Here is an 18,265-nt window from a genome sequence, read left to right on the forward strand (position 1 = left end):
CCAAGCGCCGGTACGGCGAGCCGGGACGTCGGCGGTGGTCGGCGCCCGAGTACGGCGAGCGCCCGGCGGCGTGGTCCTCGGCGGGATGCGTGGTCTTCGCCCGGGGTTGCGGGCGGGCGGTGGCGGGGGACTCGCGCGGGTGCCTGGGATGCCTAGCGCGCCGGGGCGCAGGGGGCTTGCGTGCATGCCGAGGGGCGCCCTGCCAAGCGCCGGTGCGGCGGGTCGGGACGTCGGCGGTGGTCGGTGCTCTGGTGCGGCGAGTATCCCGGCGGCGTGGGTGGTCGGGATGTGCGTGGACCGGTGAGTCGGGATGTGGCCCGGTGAGTTGGGACGCGGGTGGCGCGGTGAGGCGGGGTGCGGGTGGGCGCGTGGGGCGTGGGTGTGGGGCTGAGGGTTAGCAGTGGCTGGGACGTGAGTGGAGGTTGTAGTGGAGACGTTGGTGGTTGAGGAGCTTGGGGATCGGATTGTGGTGCGGTTGCATCGGCCCGGGGCGCGGAATGCGATCAACAGTGTGATGGTGCGGGAGCTCCATGACGTGTGTGAGGCGTTGGAGCGGACCCCCAGGCCGTTGCTGCTGACCGGGAGTGAGAGCGTGTTCGCGGCCGGGGCCGACATCGGGGAGTTGCGGCAGCGCGGGAGGGACGAGGCGCTGCAGGGGATCAACAGCACGTTGTTCGAGCGCATAAGGCGGTTGCCGATGCCGACCGTGGCGGCCGTAGACGGGTATGCGCTGGGCGGTGGTGCCGAGTTGGCGTACGCGTGCGACATCCGGCTGGCGAGCACTCGGGCCAAGTTCGGCAACCCGGAGCCGAATCTGGGGATCATCGCGGGAGCCGGGGCGTGCTGGCGGTTGAAGGAGCTGGTGGGTGAGCCGCTGGCGAAGCTGGTGCTGCTGGCGGGGCACATCGTCGACGCCGTGGAGGCCGCCGGGTGCAGGCTCGTGGCCGAGGTGCACGAGCCGGGGGAGCTGGAACAGGCGGCCCACCGCCTGATCGACCGGATGACCAGGGTCTCCGCCACCGCGTTGCGCCTGACCAAGCTCGTCCTGGATGCCCCACCGGGGTCCCACCCGCTGGCCGACCACCTCGCCCAGGCCGTCCTCTTCGAAGACCCGGACAAACACGCCAGGATGACGAAATTTCTGGAAAAGGGTCGCGACTGATGGCACCGCTGAGACGCACGCCGGGGAAGAGGATGGGAGAGGGACGTGGATGAGGGCCGGAGCGGCAGCATGAAGGTCGGAGTCATCGGCGGAGGCCGGATGGGGGCCGGGATCGCGCAGGTGTTCCTGGCGGCCGGTGCCCGCGTGACCGTGCAGGAGCCGGAGGCCGACGCGGCCAGGGACCGCGTCGCCAAGGGGCTGGCCGTGGCCGAGGGCAAGGGCGGGGGCTCCGCCGAAGAGGCCCTGGGCAGGCTGACCATGGCCGAGATACCAGGTGACGCCGAGCTGGTGATCGAGGCCGTGCCCGAGGATCCGCGGCTGAAGGTGGAGGTCCTGGCCAGGGCCGAGGAACGGCTCGACAGGCATGCCGTACTGGCGACCAACACCAGCTCCCTGTCCATCGGCGAGCTGGCGAGCGGCCTGGAGCGGCCGGAGCGGCTGATCGGGATGCACTTCTTCAACCCCGTCCCGGTGCAGGAGCTGGTCGAGATCGTGGTGACGAAGGCGACTCCGCCGGAGGTCCTGGCCACGGCCAGGGAGTGGGTCGAGCGGATCGGCAAGACGGGCGTGGTGGTCAACGACTCGCCAGGCTTCGCAAGCAGCCGGCTGGGGGTGCTGCTCGGGCTTGAGGCCGTCCGCATGGTCGAGGAGGGCGTCGCCACCCCGGAGGACATCGACACGGCGATGGTGCTCGGCTACCGCCACCCGATGGGCCCGCTGCGGCTGAGCGATCTGGTGGGGCTGGACGTACGGCTGGCCATCGCCGAATACCTGGCCGCCAAGCTCGGCCCCCGCTTCGAACCCCCGCAGCTCCTGCGTGACAAGGTCGCCAAGGGCGAACTGGGCCGCAAGACGGGCCAGGGCTTCTACGCATGGAGGACCGCATGACCAAGCCGTTCGCCTCATCGGCCGACCTGGCGACCAAGGAGCAGACGCTGGAGGTGCTCGCGGACGGCGTCTACGCGCTGACCGCCGAGGGCGACCCGAACGTGGGCGCGATCGAGGGCGAGGACTTCCTGGTGTGCTTTGAGGCGCTGGCCACGCCGGTGGCGGCCCGTGAGTGGCTGGCCCGGTTGCGCGAGCACACGGACAAGCCGGTGAAGTTCCTGGTGCTGTCGCACTACCACGCCGTCAGGGTGCTGGGCGCCTCGGCGTTCGGCGCCGAGGTGATCGTGGCGCACGACAAGACCCGCATGCTGGTCGCCGAGCGGGGCGAGCAGGACTGGGCCAGCGAGTACGCCAGGATGCCCCGCCTGTTCAAGGACCCCGACTCCATCCCGGGCCTGACCTGGCCCACGCTGACCTTCAGCGACACGCTGACGATCGACCTGGGCGGCGACCGCGGCGACCTTGTCCTGAAATATCAGGGCAGAGGCCACACCGAGGGCGACCTGGTCGCCTGGCTCCCCAAGCAGAAGATCGTCTTCGCGGGGGACCTGGTCGAATCCCAGGCCGCCCTCTACACCGGGGACGCCTTCCACCGAGAGTGGGCCACCACCACCCTCGACCGCATCGCCGAACTCGAGGCGGAGACCCTGATAGGCGGCCGCGGCGCCGTCGCCAGAACAGCGGCAGAGGTCGAGGCCGCCATCGCACAAACCCGAAATTTCCTCAATGTCATGATCGAGCGAGTGGGCACGGTCCACGCCCGCGGAGGCACACTCAAGGACGCGTTCGAGGCCACGCACGAGGCGCTCGAACCCCGCTACGGCAGGTGGCCGATCTTCGAGCACTGCCTGCCGTTCGACGTGTCCCGCCTGTGGGACGAGCTGGACGGCGTCGAGCGGCCGCGCATCTGGACCACCGAGCGCGACCAGGAGGTATGGAAGCAGCTCCAGTCATGAACGTCATCGTCATCGGCGCGGGCCCCGTCGGGCAGACGGCCGCGCTGCTGCTGGCCCGCTGGGGCCTGGACGTCCTGGTCCTCGACCAGCGCCCCGCCCGCGACCTCGAGGGCTCGAAGTCCATCTGCCAGCAGCGCGACGTGCTCGACCTCTGGTCCTCGCTCGGCGTCCCCGAGGTGGCCGAGGAGGGCCTGACCTGGACCACGGCCCGGACCTACTACCGGGACAAGGAGCTGTTCTCCTGGAGCTTCGACTCCCAGGGCCCGCTGCCGCCGTTCGTCAACATCTCCCAGGCCCGCACCGAGCAGCTCCTCGACGCCGCCATCGCCCGCGAGCCCCGGATCGAGGTCCGCTGGGACCATGAGGTCACCGGCCTGACGCAGGACGCCGACGGCGTCACGGTCCGCTGCGGCGACCGGGTCCTGCGCGCCCCCTACGTGCTGGCCTGCGCCGGTGCCCGCGCGCATGCCGTACGGCAGGCCCTGGGTGTCACCTTCGACGGCGAGACCTTCGACGACCGGTTCCTCATCTGCGACATCCGGGCCGACCTGCCGGGCTGGGAGAACGAGCGCCGTTTCTACTTCGACCCGGAGTGGAACCCGGGCAGGCAGGTGCTCATCCACCCCTGCCCCGGCGGCACGTTCCGCATCGACTGGCAGGTCCCCCCAGACTTCCACCCAACAAAAGACGATATTTCGGAAAAAATAAGGCAGATCATCGGTGAGTGGGACTACGAGCTCATCTGGCAGTCCGTCTACCACTTCCACTCCAGGATCGCCTCCCGGATGCGCGTCGGCCGGGTCCTGCTGGCCGGCGACTGCGCCCACCTGGTGGCCCCGTTCGGCGCGCGCGGGCTCAACTCCGGGGTCCCCGACGCCGAGAACGCCGCCTGGAAGCTCGCCTTCGTGGCCCGTGGCTGGGCGCCGGAGGAGCTGCTGGAGACCTACCACACCGAACGTCACGCCGCCGCCAGGGAGAACCTGGAGGTCACCGCCGCGACCATGCGCTTCCTGGTGCCGGGCACCGAGGAGCAGCGGCGGCACCGGCGCGACGTGCTGGACCGGGCCGCGATCGACGAGGTCGACTCGGGCAGGTTCGCCGAGCCGTACTGGTACGTCGACTCGCCGCTGACCACGCCCGAGCGCAGCCGCCCCTTCGCCGGCCGCCCGCCCAAGGGTGCGACCGTGCCGCCCGCGCCCGGCGTGATCCTGCCGGACCTCCCCATTCCGGCCGGCCGGTTAAGGGATCTGTGCAGGGATGGATTCCTCATACTTCTGGGCGAAATGCGTGATTCGGGTTTGTTTGCGCAGCTCGTGGGCAAAGTGACAACGGCGCCGCTCGCCGTACGCGAGCTCGCGGAGGTCGACGGGACCGGCACCCTGGCGGAAACGCTGGGAGCGGTGCCTGGTGAGGCGTGGGTCGTCAGGCCCGACGCCCATATCGCCGCGATCATCCCCCACGCGGGGCCCGAGTCTGTGACGGCCGCCGTGAGCCGCTGCCTGCGGCTCTCGTAAGCTTGACGTAGGGGAGGATCGTGTGGTCAGCCGTAGCTCGTTCGTAATCGTGGCGAACCGCTTGCCAGTGGATCGCACGATCGAGCCTGACGGCACCGCCTCCTGGCGCCGCAGCCCCGGCGGCCTGGTCACCGCCATCGCGCCGGTCATGCAGCGCCGCAAGGGCGCCTGGCTGGGCTGGGCGGGCGCCGCCGACGAGGACGTGGAGCCGTTCCACCAGGACGGGATGAACCTGGTCCCGGTCCCGCTGTCGGCGCGCGAGGTCGAGAACTACTACGAGGGCTTCTCCAACGCCACGCTCTGGCCGCTCTACCACGACGTGGTCGCGCCGCCGGTGTTCCACCGCCACATGTGGGAGGCCTACCGCGAGGTCAACGAGCGCTTCGCGGCGGCCGCCGCCGAGGCGGCCGATGAAGGGGCCGTCGTCTGGGTGCAGGACTACCAGCTGCAGCTGGTGCCCGCCATGCTCCGCAAGCTCCGCCCCGACCTGCGCATCGGCTTCTTCCTGCACATCCCGTTCCCGCCGGTCGAGCTGTTTTGGCGCCTGCCCTGGCGGCGCCAGCTGGTGGAGGGGCTGCTCGGGGCGGACCTGGTCGGATTCCAGCTACCGGGCGGGGCCTCGAACTTCCGCAGGCTGTGCCGGCGGTTGCTGGGCCTGCCGTACAAGGGAAACGAGATCTTCCTCGACGACCGGATCGTGCGGACGCAGGCCTTCCCGATCTCGGTGGACTTCGCCGAGCTTGACACGATGGTGCGCGAGCCGCACATCATCACCAGGGCCAAGGAGATCAGGGCGGAGCTGGGCGATCCCGAGCACGTGCTGCTCGGCGTCGACCGGCTCGACTACACCAAGGGCATCGGGCAGCGCCTGCGGGCCTTCGGCGAGCTGCTGAAGGACCGCCGGGTCTACCCGGGCGAGGCGGTGTTCGTGCAGATCGCCACGCCGAGCAGGGAGCGGGTCGAGCAGTACCGGCGGTTGCGCGACGAGATCGAGCGGCAGGTGGGCCGCATCAACGGCGAGCACTCGATGTTCGGCCACCAGCCGGTGCAGTACTTCCACCAGTCCTACGACCGGGCGGAGCTGGCCGCGCTCTACCTGGCGGCCGACGTGATGGTGGTGACGCCGCTGCGCGACGGGATGAACCTGGTCGCCAAGGAGTACGTCTCCTGCCACCACGACCTGCAGGGCGCGCTGGTGCTCAGCGAGTTCGCCGGGGCCGCCGACGAGCTGCGGCAGGCCTACCTGGTCAACCCCTACGACGTGGAGGGCGTCAAGCGCACGTTGCTGGCGGCGATGCGGGCCACGCCGCACGAGCTGGCCCGGCGCATGCGCACGATGCGCCGCCGGGTCGCCACCTACGACGTGGACCGCTGGGCCAGCGAGTTCCTCACTGCTCTGGAGACTTGAGCGCCTTCCAGGCGACGTAGCGCTTCTTGGCGGTCTTGTTCACCACGATCTGCGCCACGGACATGCCGACGCCCATCAGCACGGCATAGCCGATGGCCTCGGCCATGCCGACCTCGTCCGACTCGGCGTCGAGCGGCGCCTCCTTGCCGGTCGCCTTCACCCAGGCGTATCCGAGGATCTTCCTGGCCACCCATGCGGTGACCAGTCCGAGCAGCCCCCCGATGACCCGCCAGGCGAGATCCGGCTTATCCTCCGCCATGCCTACCTCTCCTTCGCGTATGTAACGAACACTAGTCTGTACCGGCCCCGGGTCCTGCGAACCCGTACCATATGGAGGCATGACTCAACAGCGACTACGCCATGCCCCCATGCCGGAGAAACCCTCTCTCGACGGCTTGGAGCAGGTATGGGTAGCTCGCTGGGAGAGCGACGGCACCTACCGCTTCGACCGCTCCAAGACGCGCGAGCAGATCTACTCGATCGACACGCCGCCGCCGACCGTGTCCGGCGCGTTGCACGTCGGCCATGTCTTCTCCTACACCCACACCGACACCATCGCCCGCTTCCAGCGCATGCGCGGGCGCGAGGTGTTCTACCCGATGGGCTGGGACGATAACGGCCTGCCGACCGAGCGCCGCGTGCAGAACCACTTCGGCGTCCGCTGTGACCCCTCCGTGCCCTACGATCCGTCCTTCGAACCTCCCGAGAAGCCCGGAAAGAGTCAGATCTCCATCTCGCGCGGCAACTTCATCGAGCTGTGCGAGCGGCTGACCGTCGAGGACGAGAAGGCCTTCGAGGCGCTGTGGCGGCGCCTGGGCCTGTCGGTCGACTGGTCGATGACCTACGCCACCATCGACGTCAACGCCCGCGCCGCCTCGCAGCGCGCCTTCCTGCGCAACCTGGCCCGCGGCGAGGCCTACATGGCCGAGGCCCCCACGCTGTGGGACGTCACCTTCCGTACGGCTGTCGCCCAGGCGGAGCTGGAGGACAGGGACTGGCCCGGCGCCTTCCACCGGATCTCCTTCTACGGCGAGAAGGGGCCCGTCTGGATCGAGACGACCAGGCCCGAGCTCATCCCGGCCTGCGTGGCCCTCGTCGCCCACCCCGACGACGAGCGCTACAAGCCGCTGTTCGGCACCACCGCGCTGACGCCGCTGTTCGGCGTCGAGGTGCCGATCCTGGCCCACCACCTGGCCGAGCCGGACAAGGGCTCCGGCATCGCGATGATCTGCACCTTCGGCGACATCACCGACGTCACCTGGTGGCGTGAGCTCGGCCTGCCCACCCGGCCGGTGATCGGCTGGGACGGCAGGCTGCTGCCCGAGCCGCCCGAGGGGGTGGACGCCGAGCCGTACAAGGAGCTGGCGGGCAAGACCGTGCACAGCGCCCGCGAGCGCATCGTGGAGATGCTGCGCGCGTCGGGCGACCTGGACGGCGAGCCGCGCCCGATCCAGCGGACGGTGAAGTTCTTCGAGAAGGGCGACCGGCCGCTGGAGATCGTCACCACCCGCCAGTGGTACATCCGCAACGGCGGGCGCGATGCGGAGTTGCGGCAGCGGCTGCTCGAGCGGGGCTCGGAGCTGCGCTGGCAACCGCCGCACATGCGGGTCCGCTACGACAACTGGGTGAGCGGGCTGACCGGCGACTGGCTGGTCTCCCGGCAACGCTTCTTCGGCGTGCCGTTCCCCATCTGGTATCCGCTGGACGCCGACGGCAACCCCGACTACGCCAACCCGCTGGTGCCGTCGGAGGACGAGCTGCCGATCGACCCCTCCTCGCAGGTGCCGTCCGGTTACGGCGAGGACCAGCGGGGCAAGCCCGGTGGCTTCATGGGCGACCCTGACGTGATGGACACCTGGGCGACCTCGTCTCTGTCGCCGGAGATCGCCGGCGGCTGGGAGCGGGACCCCGACCTGTTCTCCCGGGTCTTCCCGATGGACCTGCGTCCGCAGGCCCACGAGATCATCCGCACCTGGCTGTTCTCGACCGTGGTCAGGGCACACCAGGAGTTCGGCACGCTGCCGTGGGCCGACGTGGCGATCTCCGGGTGGATCCTGGACCCCGACCGCAAGAAGATGTCCAAGTCCAAGGGCAACGTGACCACGCCACTCGGCCTGCTCGAGGAGTACGGCTCCGACGCGGTCCGCTACTGGGCGGCCGGCGGCCGGCCGGGCACCGACACGGCCTTCGACACCGGGCAGATCAAGGTGGGGCGCCGCCTCGCCATCAAGATCCTGAACGCCTCGAAGTTCGTCCTCTCATTTGACGAAATTTCGGGCGATGTCGTGGAGCCGCTGGATCTGTCGATGCTGGCCGGGTTGTCCGAGGTGGTGCGCGAGGCCACCGAGGCCTTCGAGGGCTACGACTACACCAGGGCGCTCGAGGCCACGGAGCGCTTCTTCTGGTCCTTCTGCGACGACTACCTGGAGCTGGTCAAGGCCCGCGCCTACGACGGCGACGCCTCGGCGGTCGCGGCGCTGCGGCAGGCGCTGGACACGCTGCTGCGGCTCTTCGCGCCGTTCCTGCCGTTCGTCACCGAGGAGGTCTGGTCCTGGTGGCGCCCGGGCTCGGTGCACCGCGCCGAGTGGCCCGCCGCCGGGGCCGTCGAGGGCGACCCCGCCGTGCTGACGGTGGCCTCGGAGGTGCTGCGCCAGGTGCGCAAGGCCAAGTCCGCGGCCAAGCTGTCCATGCGCGCCGAGATCTCCCGGCTGACCGTCTCGGGCCCCGCCGCTCTCGTACGGCTGGCCCAGGACGACCTGTGCGGCGCAGGCAACGTCGAGGAGTTCGTCCTGACCGAGGGCCCCGAGCTTTCAGTCACGGCCGACGTCGCGGTGCAGGGCGACGAACAGTGAGTACGGCAGGGCGTCGGGAGCCGGGCTCCGGCTCCTGAAGTCCTCGTACACCTCGTGCAACCGGCGTTGCAGCTCGGCCTTCTCGGCGTCGGTGAGGCGGAACCCCAGCCGGGTGAAGTCCGCCTCCCTGACGTCGACGAGCCGCACCTCGTCCAGGAAGGCCTCGAGCATCGCCTCCTCGCCCCCAGGCACCGGCGCGTCGCGGATGTCCATCTCCCACGACTTGCCGGTGGCCCGGTAGGGGATCTCCGTCGAGCCGCGCGGGCCGGGCCTGCTCGGCCCGGCGGCCAGGAAGCCGGTCTCCACGAGCTTGCGCACGTGGTGCAGCGTGGTCGCCGGGTTGGCGCCGAGCCGCCCGGCGATCTCCTTGTTGGTGAGCGCCTCGTCCAGGCACAGCCGCAGGATGCGCAGCCGTGCGGCGGAGGCCAGCGCGCGGGCCTCGGCCTCGGTGGGCGGTCGGCGTTTGGGTCCCATCGCGAGCACCCTACAACCGATTGACTTTTCTCAATCGGTCCTAGACCCTCATGTCGTGACCCTCCTTCGTGACCGGAACTTCCGCGGCCTCTTCCTCGCCGACACCGCGAGCCAGGCGGGAGCGCAGATCCTGGTCCTGGCCATGCCGCTGGTCGCGGTGACCGTGCTGCACGCCTCGGCCTTCGAGGTGGGTGTGCTGGCCATGTGCCAGACGCTGGCGTTCGTGGTCATCGGGCTGCCCGCGGGCGCGATCATCGACCGGCTGCGCAGGCGGCAGGTGATGATCGTGTGCGACTGGGGGCGGGCGGCGGTGCTGGCCTCGGTCCCGCTGGCGTGGTGGCTGGGCGTGCTGGGCATCTACCAGCTCTACGCCGTGGCACTGGTGCTGGGGGCCTTCACCGTCTTCTTCGACGTGGCCTACCAGAGCTACCTGCCCCACCTGGTCGAGCGCGACCAGCTGGTGCGCGGGAACGCGGCGCTGGAGGTGGTGCGGACGGTCGCGCAGCTGGGCGGGCCGAGCGCGGGCGGCTACCTCATCCAGTTCCTGACCGCGCCGTTCGCGCTGGTGGCCACCGTGGCCGGGTTCGCGTGGTCGGCGCTGTGCCTGGGCACGATCCGCAAGCCGGAGTACCGCGGCGCGGGGGCCGGGCACCTCGGCAAGGAGATCCTGGAGGGGCTGCGGTTCGTGCTCGGGGACCGGCTGCTGCGCAGGATCGCCGGGTGCACGGCGACCTCGAACCTGTTCGGGGCCATGGCCCAGCCGATGGTCCTGCTGCTGCTGGCCAGGGAGCTGGGGCTGAGCCCGGGCGCGATCGGGCTGCTCGCCGCGCTCGGCGGGATCGGCGGGCTGCTCGGCGCCTGGCTGACCGGCAGGCTCGCCGTACTGCTCGGGCAGGGGCCCACGCTGTGGCTGGCGATCCTGGTGCCGGCGCCGCTGCTGCTGCTCGTGCCGCTGGCGCAGGCCGACTGGCGGCTGGCATTCGTGGCGCTGCAGGAGTTCGCCTTCGGCGTGGGCGTGGTCGTCTACAACGTCACCCAGCTCAGCTTCCGCCAGGCCGCCACCCCCGACGCGCTGCTCGGGCGGATGAACGCGACCATGCGCTTCATGGTGTGGGGCACGCTGCCGCTGGGCGGGCTGCTCGGCGGCGTGCTGGGCGAGGCGATCGGGGTCAGGGCCACCATCCTGGTCGCCGCGGTGGGCGGCTGCCTGGCGTTCCTGTGGGTGTTCGCCTCGCCCCTGCGCACCATGCGGGAGCTGCCCGTCAGTAGTCACACACTCCGGTAGGGAAGATCTGCTCCAGCCGGGCGCGCTCGTCCTGGCTCGGCTGCCAGGCGCCGTACAGGCCGCGGTCGATGGCCCTGGCCACCGGCTGGAGCCTGCACGCGTAGACATCGCCCTCGAGGGGGCTGCCCGCGATCATCCGTGCAGACGTATAGATCGGAAATTTCGTGGTGCAGGGGCCAGAGGGGTTCTTGTCCAGAATGCCGTCCCAGACGTGGGGACCCGACGCGATCTCGGTGCCGTCCGTGGCGAAGCACCGGTCGGTGGCCAGGGGTGGCTTGTTGCCCTCCACCCCCTTGTACGGATATTTCCGGATGTTGGCCATCCACTGGTCCATCACCTGCAGCGCCTCCGGCGTCTGGTCGAAGCGGGGACCGTCGGGACGCGCGTCGGTGAACCAGATGACCTGGTTGCCCGCCCGGCCGTCGAAGTCCAGCATGCGCTGCCTGCTGACGAACGACTCCCGCGCGTCGTGCATGTCGAGCTGATCCTCCAGGTAGTGCCGCCAGTCGATGATCGGGATGCCGATGTCGCCGCGGAAGACCAGGCCGCTGCGCCGCACGTTCCTGATCGCGACCGGGTCGCCCGTCCTGCGCGGGGCGGGATCGCCGGTGAGCTGGTTGCGGGCGCTCCACGGGTCGAAGTCGCCGGGGCAGACGAACGGGCAGCCCTCCTGCACCATGTCGCGGGCCTCCTTCCAGGAGCCCACCTTGGCGTTGACGTCGAGGAACTCGGCGGGGGTGATCGTCCCCTCGCGCAGGGACGCCAGACCGTACTGGACGCCGACGTTGCCCCAGGTGGAACGGGCGTAACCGTCCTGGCCGACGCCGTAGACGTTCCTGACGTCGTCCCAGTGCGTCCACTGGACCGTGTCCTTGACGCCCGGCGGATCCATCCTGGCCCACTCAGGGTCGTTGTTCGGCGTCCACTTCGGGTTCATGGTCAGCGGGGTCAGGCCGCGCCAGCCCTTGACGCACTCGTCCGACCCCGGCTTGCCGGTGTACGGGTTGGCCACCGTGTCGCTGGCGTTGAAGCCGATCAGCGCGGTCCGCTCGTCCCAGTGCGCCCAGCGCGGGTTGTGGTCCATGTAGTTCTCGAGCAGCTCGCAGTCGCCCACGTGGATGGTCTGGGTGACCATGTCGGGATAGGAGTACTGCGGGATGGCCGCGTCGATCACCCGGTCGCCGTAGTTCTGCCCGTAGAGGTACTGCTGGATGGCGCCGCCCGAGCCGCCCACGCCCACGGTGTACAGCGGCACGCCGTACCGCTCGATGAAGCGCTCCTTGACCATCAGGGCCGTCTCGCCGCCGACGATCAGGTTGTAGTGGGTGGAGGTGCGGGTGCCCGAGGAGTACAGGATCGCGTAGCCCTTGCCGAGGCCGTAGGGATCGAGCGCGTTGCCGGCGAGCTGTCCCTGGTCGTGCCCGATGCCCACGCCGCCGTCGAAGCGGAAGATGGCCCGGCCGTTGTAGCCGTCCTCCAGGCTCGCGATCGAGTACAGGAAGCGGTTGATCACGCCGCGCTCGCGCCTGACCACGAAGTCGACCGTCCGGCCGTCGAGGGTCGTCGTGGTGGCCATGTCGGCGGGCCGCTGGTCCGGCATCGGCTTGAAGGTGCCGTCGGTGGAGCGGTAGAGCCGGTCGGTGACGGGCTTGGCGTAGCAGTCCCTGCTCCAGCCGCCCGCCACGCGGTAGCCCTGGCCGTCCTGGTTGTCCGGCTCCGGCGGGCCGAGCCCGGTCCGCTCGGTCTTGCACAGGAACGGGTACTGGTGCGGGCCGGAGAAGACCGGACCCTCGATCGGGAAGTTCCGCAGCTTGAGCGAGTCGCGGTACGGCCAGGCCACGGCCTCAAGCCGGTTGGACCCGACCGCCAGCCCGGTCACCAGGCCCGTGTACGAGCGCCCGTCCGGGTCCGGCTTGAAGGCGGCGGTCACGTCCTCGCCGTTGCGCAGCACCTTCACCGGCCCGGAGTGCGCCGACCTGGGGCCCTGCCGTACCCTGACCAGCGCGTCACCGCCGGTGACCTGATCGGCGCGGCTGGAGAGCACCTCCAGCTCGACATGGTTGCCGGTCATCGCCGGCAGGCCGGACATCGCGGTGAGAATCGCCACACCCGCTAAGGCAACTTTCATGGCTCGAAGGTGACACGCAGGCCAGGCCTTGCACAGACCCGATCTTTCGCCCGGCGGATAACGGCGCGCATCCGCGCCCGCGACGTGCCAGTCTTGAACACGTGCTGACCGACGGACCAACCAAGCTCGTGCCACCCGTGCTGGCCAGGATGGCCGCGTGGAGCGCGTGCCTGATCCTCGTCAGCGTGGTCGTCTACTTCTTCGTCCAGGGCATCGCGCGGCTCACCTTCGTCGCCCTGCCGGTGGCCATCGCGCTGCTGCTGACGGCCCTGCTGTTCCCGCTCACCCGCTCGCTCAGGGAAGCGGGGATGCGCCCGATCTACGCCACCTGGATCACGATGTTCGTGGCGCTGGCCATCCTTGTCGGGATCGGCTGGCTGGTCGGCGCGCGGGCCTCCGACGAGTTCCCCAACCTGGTGCAGCAGGTCCAGGTGACCGTCCGCGACGTGCAGAACTGGCTGATCACCGGGCCGCTGCACATCAAGGAGGCCCAGCTCACCAGCTACGTGGACGAGATCGCCACGATGGTCAACGCGCAGCGCACTGCCATCACGAGCACCGTGCTGACCGCGGGCGCGGTGGCCTTCGAGGTGCTCGCCTCGATCGTGCTGCTGCTGTTCGTGACGTTCTTCCTGCTCAAGGACGGCGACCGGATCTGGGCCTGGTTCTACGGCATGTTCGGCTCCGTCGCGCCGCGCGTCGACAGGGCAGGGCGGGCCGCCTGGACCACGCTGTCCCACTACGTGCAGGGCACGGTCGCCGTCGCCGCGGTGCACGGCGTGATCATGGGCATCGTGCTGGCCGGCATGGGGGTCCCGCTCTGGGCGCCGCTGGCGGTGCTCATCTTCTTCGCCAGCTTCATCCCGATCGTCGGCATCTTCTTCGCCGGTACGGTGGCCACCCTCGTCACCCTGGGCGCCAAGGGGCCGGTGTTCGCGCTGATCTTCCTCGGCGTCCTGATCGTGGAGCAGCAACTGGAGAACCACGTGCTGCAGCCGCTGATCGTGGGGCGGGCGCTCAACTTCCACCCGCTGGCGATCATCATCGTGCTGGCCGTGGGCGGCATCCTGGGCGGGATCGCCGGGGCCGCCGTGGCCGTGCCCATCGCCGCCGTGATCTACCGGGCGATTCCGGAGCTCAGGGACAAGCAGCCCACGCGGTCACCGGGACCCCCTGTGCCCAAAGCCGGCACGTCGCCATCCACGCCATCCACGCCGTCGGCGCCGGAGCCGCGCGAGCCCGGCGATGACGAATCGGCTCGCCGTTCGGAGTAACCTCGTCACTCGTGACGCGTTCCGCCCTGACGACCCCGCCGCCCGGGGCCGAGGAGCCCAGGATCCATCTCAACGCCCCGCCCGCGGGGACCGAGCTGGGCTCCCACTACAGCCGCTGCTTCGGCTGCGGCGCCGACCATCCGACGGGGCTGCGCATCCTGGCCACCACGCCCGACGGGGCCACCGTCGAGGCCCAGTTCACGGTGGGGGAGGCGCACCAGGGGGCGCCCATGCTCGCCCACGGCGGCGTGCTCGCTGCGGCGATGGACGAGGTCATCGGAATGTCCATTTGGCTGTTCCACAAGCCGTATGTGACAGGGCGGCTGGAGACCGACTACCTTCTCCCGGTTCCCGTCGGCACGACACTCCACCTGCGCGCCTGGTGCAACGGGATCGCGGGCAGAAAGGCGTACCTTGAGGCTGAGGGGCGCATCGGCGCCCCTGACGGCCCGGTCGCCGTCCGGGCGGCCGCTCTGTTCATCGAGGTGGACATGGCGCACTTCGCCCGGCACGGCGACGCCGCGGCGATCGCCGCAGAACACACCGATTTCGAGGTGAACCCGTGAACGTGGAGGTCCTCATCCAGCGGCTCGACAGCGGGCTTCCGCTGCCGTCCTACGCCCACCCGGGCGACGCGGGCGCCGACCTCTACGCGGCCGAGGACCTCGAGCTGCTGCCGGGAGAACGCGCCATGATCGGCACGGGGGTGGCCATCGCGCTGCCCGACGGCTTCGCCGCCTTCGTGCACCCGCGCTCGGGGCTGGCCGCCCGCCACGGTGTCACACTCGTCAACGCCCCCGGCACGGTCGACGCCGGATACCGGGGCGAGATCAAGGTCACGCTCATCAACACCGACGCCAAGGACGCCTTCCAGCTGCGCCGCGGCGACCGCATCGCGCAGCTCGTCGTCCAGCGGGTCGAGCGCGCCGCCTTCTACGAGGTGGAGCGCCTGCCCGGGTCCGCGCGCGGCAATGGTGGCTTCGGTTCCACAGGACGCTAGACAGGAGAGTGAGCACAGTGTTCCGACGTCGTCGTCGTGAGCAGCAGGAGCCCGCGGCCGAGGTCGAGAGCCAGGCTCCCACGCGCGAGTCCGGGCCGTGGGACGCAGACGAACCCCACCCCGACAACGACCGCATCGACCTGGGTGGCCTGCGCGTGCCGCACAACCCGGACTTCGACGTACGGCTGGCCTCCATGGGCGACCAGCACGTCGGGGTGGTCGTGATCTACGAGGAGAGCACCCTGCAACTGCAGGCCCTGGCCGCGCCCAAGACCAGCGGGCTCTGGGACGAGATCAGGACCAAGCTGCACACCGGCGGCGCCACCCTGCAGGAGGCCGAGGGCCCCTTCGGCACCGAGCTCACCGGCAAGGTGAACGCCGAGGGCGCCGACCGGGACGTGCGCTACGTGGGCGTCGACGGCCCACGCTGGCTGCTGCTCGGCGTCATCGGCGGCAGAGCGGCACTCGACGAGCAGGTCGCCGAGGCGTTCCTCGACTACATCCGCGACGTCGTGGTCGTGCGCGGCGACGAGCCGATGGCCCGCGAGGAGGCCATCACGCTGCGCCGTCCCAACGAGCAGGCGGAAGCGGAAGGCGAGGAGTCGCCTGGGCTCAACCCCTTCAAACGAGGACCTGAGATCAGCGAGATTCGCTGACCACCGCCATCGCATAGGCTGATTCATCATGAGTACGGCAGAGCCCCCCAAACGCGGGGGATTGCGTGGGTTCTTCAGTCGGCTGGCGTCTCCCCAGTCCGAGATCGAGGCCCAGGAGCTGCGGGAAGACGTCGACGAGGTCGGCGCCACCCCCATCGCCAGGTGCGGCGGACGTAAGCGCTTCTGCGTAGCGGGTACGCTACGTACAGTGACATTGCGTCCGCGCGGCGGAGCGCCGGCCCTGGAGGCCGAGCTCTACGACGGGTCGGACGTGATCGATCTGGTCTGGCTCGGCCGCCGCAAGATCGCGGGCATCGAGCCCGGGCGCACCGTCAAGGCAGAAGGTCTCGTCAGCCTTCAAGATGGGCGCAAGGTGATGTTCAATCCTCGATACGAGCTGCGCCCAGGGAGTTGATCACGTGGTAGCCGAGGCTGAGGAAGTCGCCCACGACACGGTGGAAGCGGCCGTGCGAGCCCAGCTCGCCAAGGCGCTCGGCGGTGTGCGGGGCATGGTCGAGGCGGCGGTCCCGACCATCGCGTTCACCGTCGCGTGGATCACCACCGAGCAGCTGAAACTGTCGCTCATCATCAGCGTCTCGCTGTCGGTCGTGCTGCTGGTGGCCCGGCTCGTGCAGCGTTCCACGCCGCAGTTCGTGATCAACAGCCTCATCGGCATCGCGATCGGCGCTTTCTTCGCCAGTCGCTCCGGCGACGCGAGGGCCTACTTCCTGCCCGGCATCCTGTGGAACGCCGGATACTCGCTGGCCATGCTGCTGTCGATCATCACCCGGTGGCCGGTCGTGGGATTCCTCATCGGCTCGGTCACGGGTGACCCCACGGCCTGGCACAAGGACTCCGGCGTGGTCAAACTCTGCACGCGCCTGACCTGGCTGCTGCTCATCCCCTGCGTGGTGCGGGTCGCGGTCCAGCTGCCGGTCTATCTCTACGGCGGCGACCAGGCGGTGGCGGCCCTCGGCATCACCAAGATCCTCATGGGCTGGCCCCTCCAGGTGGCGGCCCTCGGCACCATGCTCTGGCTCCTCGGCCGCGGCCGCACCCCCCTCAAGCCCCCCATCGCCCCCGCCTAGCTGAACCACCACCCGCCTGACGTCCACCGTGTCGTGAGGCGGGTTCCTCGGCGTTGGCGGGCGAGTCGCTGGACTACGACGGCTTCACATGGGGGTTCACACAGGCCGTCTGATCGGGCACGTGTTCGCCGAGCTGATCTCGCAGTATGACATCGACGCCCTCGATGCGTCCGAGGAGGCAAAGAGGGCGTCGACCTGACCGATGAGGGTCGCGGTTGCGGGGGTCAGTGCTTGGAGAGGAGGTGGGCGAGTTCTTGCTCTACCTCCTGGTTGGCCACGAAGAGGAGTTCGTCGCCGGCCTCGAGGGGGTCGTCGTTCGTGGGCACCAGGACTCGGCCTTCGCGGAGGATGGCGACGAGGGCGGCGTCCGTGGGCCAGGGGACCGAGCCGGCGCGCTGACCGACCACGGGCGCGTCCTCGGCGAGGGTGAGCTCGACGAGGTTGGCCTGGCCCTGGCGGAACGTCATCAGGCGGACCAGGTCGCCGACGCTGACCGCCTCTTCGACCAGGGCGCTGAGCAGGCGTGGCGTCGAGACGGCCACGTCCACGCCCCACGACTCGTTGAAGAGCCACTCGTTGTTGGGGTGGTTGATCCTGGCGACCACGCGGGGCACGCCGTACTCCGTCTTGGCCAGCAGTGAGACGACGAGGTTGACCTTGTCGTCGCCGGAGGAGGCGACGACGACGTGGCAGTTGCTGAGGCCCGCCTCGTCGAGGGAGGCGATCTCGCAGGCGTCCGCGAGCAGCCACTCGGCGCGCGGCACGCTGTCGATCTTGATGGCCCTGGGGTCGATGTCGATCAGCAGGACCTCGTGGCCGTTCTCCAGGAGCTCCGCCGCGATGGAGCGGCCGACGGCCCCGGCGCCGGCGATGGCGACGCGCATCAGTGGTCCTCTTCCGGTGCCGCGGCGAGCACCTTGTTGATCCGGTCCATGTCGTTCTCGGCGGCGATGACGTGCAGCACGTCACCCTCCTGGACCACCGTGTCGTCGGCGATCACCAGTGCCTCGCCCATCCGGTTGATGAACGCGCCGCGCGCGCCGGCCCGGTGTTCCATGTCGACGACGCGGGTGCCGATCCAGCGAGGGTGCACGGTGACCTCGGCGAGGATGACCGTGCCGCTCGGGTCGCGCCACAGCGGCTCGGCGCCCTCGGGCAGGATGCGCCGCAGGATCTGGTCGGCGGTCCAGCGTACGGTCGCCACGGTCGGGATGCCGAGCCGCTGGTAGACCTCGGCCCGGCGGGGGTCGTAGATGCGGGCGACCACGTTGTCGACGCCGAACGTCTCGCGGGCGACCCGAGCCGAGATGATGTTGGAGTTGTCGCCGCTGGAGACCGCGACGTAGGCGGCCGCGGACTCGATGCCCGCCTCGGTGAGCACATCGCGATCGAAACCGACGCCCGTCACCCGGCGGCCGCGGAATCCGGCGCGGAGCCGGCGAAATGCCTGCGGATCCCGATCGATGATGGCGACCGAGTGGCCGTTGTCCTCGAGGATGTGCGCGAGGGTCGATCCGACCCGGCCACACCCCATGATCACTATATGCATTACTCTCCGCACTCCGCGGTTTCGGCCGGTT

At 70.0% G+C, this 18,265-nt stretch carries 18 protein-coding genes; 13 read left to right on the forward strand and 5 right to left on the reverse strand.

Annotation, left to right across the window (positions count from 1 at the left end):
• Window positions 1-415 precede the first annotated feature (415 nt).
• The 5 genes from ACIBHX_RS03150 (at window position 416) to ACIBHX_RS03170 (ending at window position 5,928) form a co-directional block, all read left to right on the forward strand.
• The gene (locus ACIBHX_RS03150; protein ID WP_397063691.1) at window positions 416-1,162 is read left to right on the forward strand and encodes an enoyl-CoA hydratase/isomerase family protein; all 747 of its coding nucleotides are present in this window, start codon (window positions 416-418) and stop codon (window positions 1,160-1,162) included.
• A 69-nt stretch (window positions 1,163-1,231) separates the two neighbouring features.
• Window positions 1,232-2,050, forward strand: coding sequence for a 3-hydroxyacyl-CoA dehydrogenase family protein (locus ACIBHX_RS03155; protein ID WP_397065010.1), 819 nt, complete (start codon window positions 1,232-1,234; stop codon window positions 2,048-2,050).
• Entirely contained in the window at window positions 2,047-3,006 is a 960-nt protein-coding gene (locus tag ACIBHX_RS03160) for an MBL fold metallo-hydrolase (protein WP_397063692.1), read from the forward strand. Before ACIBHX_RS03155 ends, ACIBHX_RS03160 begins: the two co-directional genes overlap by 4 nt.
• The gene (locus tag ACIBHX_RS03165) at window positions 3,003-4,520 is read left to right on the forward strand and encodes an FAD-dependent monooxygenase (RefSeq protein ID WP_397063693.1); all 1,518 of its coding nucleotides are present in this window, start codon (window positions 3,003-3,005) and stop codon (window positions 4,518-4,520) included. Before ACIBHX_RS03160 ends, ACIBHX_RS03165 begins: the two co-directional genes overlap by 4 nt.
• Before the next feature lie 22 nt (window positions 4,521-4,542).
• Window positions 4,543-5,928 (forward strand): trehalose-6-phosphate synthase, encoded by a 1,386-nt coding sequence (locus ACIBHX_RS03170; RefSeq protein WP_397063694.1) that lies wholly within the window; start codon window positions 4,543-4,545, stop codon window positions 5,926-5,928.
• On the opposite strand, the gene ACIBHX_RS03175 is transcribed toward ACIBHX_RS03170, so the two are convergent.
• A complete protein-coding gene (locus ACIBHX_RS03175; RefSeq protein WP_397063695.1) occupies window positions 5,909-6,187 on the reverse strand; it encodes a DUF4235 domain-containing protein in 279 nt (92 codons plus the stop codon). The two genes, ACIBHX_RS03170 and ACIBHX_RS03175, sit on opposite strands and share 20 nt — an antisense overlap.
• A gap of 79 nt (window positions 6,188-6,266) precedes the next feature.
• On the opposite strand from ACIBHX_RS03175, the gene valS reads away from it, so the two are divergent.
• Window positions 6,267-8,780 carry a valine--tRNA ligase gene (valS, locus tag ACIBHX_RS03180; RefSeq protein ID WP_397063696.1) on the forward strand — a complete coding sequence of 838 codons (2,514 nt, stop codon included), beginning with the start codon at window positions 6,267-6,269 and terminating at the stop codon, window positions 8,778-8,780.
• Here valS and ACIBHX_RS03185 read toward each other — a convergent pair.
• Window positions 8,739-9,254, reverse strand: a complete 516-nt coding sequence (locus ACIBHX_RS03185; RefSeq protein ID WP_397063698.1) for an ArsR/SmtB family transcription factor — start codon at window positions 9,252-9,254, stop codon at window positions 8,739-8,741. The two genes, valS and ACIBHX_RS03185, sit on opposite strands and share 42 nt — an antisense overlap.
• A gap of 55 nt (window positions 9,255-9,309) precedes the next feature.
• On the opposite strand from ACIBHX_RS03185, the gene ACIBHX_RS03190 reads away from it, so the two are divergent.
• Window positions 9,310-10,539, forward strand: a complete 1,230-nt coding sequence (locus ACIBHX_RS03190) for an MFS transporter (protein ID WP_397063699.1) — start codon at window positions 9,310-9,312, stop codon at window positions 10,537-10,539.
• On the opposite strand, the gene ACIBHX_RS03195 is transcribed toward ACIBHX_RS03190, so the two are convergent.
• Complete coding sequence (locus tag ACIBHX_RS03195; RefSeq protein WP_397063700.1) at window positions 10,517-12,667, reverse strand: DUF6351 family protein; 2,151 nt, start codon at window positions 12,665-12,667, stop codon at window positions 10,517-10,519. The two genes, ACIBHX_RS03190 and ACIBHX_RS03195, sit on opposite strands and share 23 nt — an antisense overlap.
• Before the next feature lie 101 nt (window positions 12,668-12,768).
• Here ACIBHX_RS03195 and ACIBHX_RS03200 point away from each other — a divergent pair, with 101 nt between their 5' ends.
• The 6 genes from ACIBHX_RS03200 to ACIBHX_RS03225 are packed head-to-tail and all read left to right on the forward strand — an operon-like array spanning window position 12,769 to window position 16,685.
• A complete protein-coding gene (locus ACIBHX_RS03200; protein ID WP_397063702.1) occupies window positions 12,769-13,941 on the forward strand; it encodes an AI-2E family transporter in 1,173 nt (390 codons plus the stop codon).
• A gap of 11 nt (window positions 13,942-13,952) precedes the next feature.
• The gene (locus tag ACIBHX_RS03205; RefSeq protein ID WP_397063703.1) at window positions 13,953-14,507 is read left to right on the forward strand and encodes a PaaI family thioesterase; all 555 of its coding nucleotides are present in this window, start codon (window positions 13,953-13,955) and stop codon (window positions 14,505-14,507) included.
• The gene (dut, locus tag ACIBHX_RS03210) at window positions 14,504-14,941 is read left to right on the forward strand and encodes a dUTP diphosphatase (RefSeq protein WP_397063705.1); all 438 of its coding nucleotides are present in this window, start codon (window positions 14,504-14,506) and stop codon (window positions 14,939-14,941) included. The genes ACIBHX_RS03205 and dut overlap by 4 nt, the downstream gene beginning before the upstream one ends.
• Window positions 14,942-14,958: 17 nt before the next feature.
• A complete protein-coding gene (locus ACIBHX_RS03215) occupies window positions 14,959-15,597 on the forward strand; it encodes a DUF3710 domain-containing protein (protein ID WP_397063707.1) in 639 nt (212 codons plus the stop codon).
• A gap of 28 nt (window positions 15,598-15,625) precedes the next feature.
• A complete protein-coding gene (locus ACIBHX_RS03220) occupies window positions 15,626-16,012 on the forward strand; it encodes an OB-fold nucleic acid binding domain-containing protein (protein ID WP_397063709.1) in 387 nt (128 codons plus the stop codon).
• Window positions 16,013-16,016: 4 nt separating this feature from the next.
• Entirely contained in the window at window positions 16,017-16,685 is a 669-nt protein-coding gene (locus ACIBHX_RS03225; RefSeq protein WP_397063711.1) for a DUF3159 domain-containing protein, read from the forward strand.
• Between the two features lie 224 nt (window positions 16,686-16,909).
• Here the strand turns inward: ACIBHX_RS03225 and ACIBHX_RS03230 are convergent, their stop codons facing one another.
• Together ACIBHX_RS03230 and ACIBHX_RS03235 are read right to left on the reverse strand one after the other, a co-directional pair.
• Entirely contained in the window at window positions 16,910-17,569 is a 660-nt protein-coding gene (locus tag ACIBHX_RS03230) for a potassium channel family protein (RefSeq protein WP_397063712.1), read from the reverse strand.
• Entirely contained in the window at window positions 17,569-18,234 is a 666-nt protein-coding gene (locus tag ACIBHX_RS03235) for a potassium channel family protein (protein WP_397063714.1), read from the reverse strand. The genes ACIBHX_RS03230 and ACIBHX_RS03235 overlap by 1 nt, the downstream gene beginning before the upstream one ends.
• Between the last annotated feature and the right edge of the window lie 31 nt (window positions 18,235-18,265).

Source organism: Nonomuraea sp. NPDC050536, from assembly GCF_044457685.1.
In the GTDB taxonomy this organism is placed as follows: Bacteria; Actinomycetota; Actinomycetes; order Streptosporangiales; family Streptosporangiaceae; genus Nonomuraea.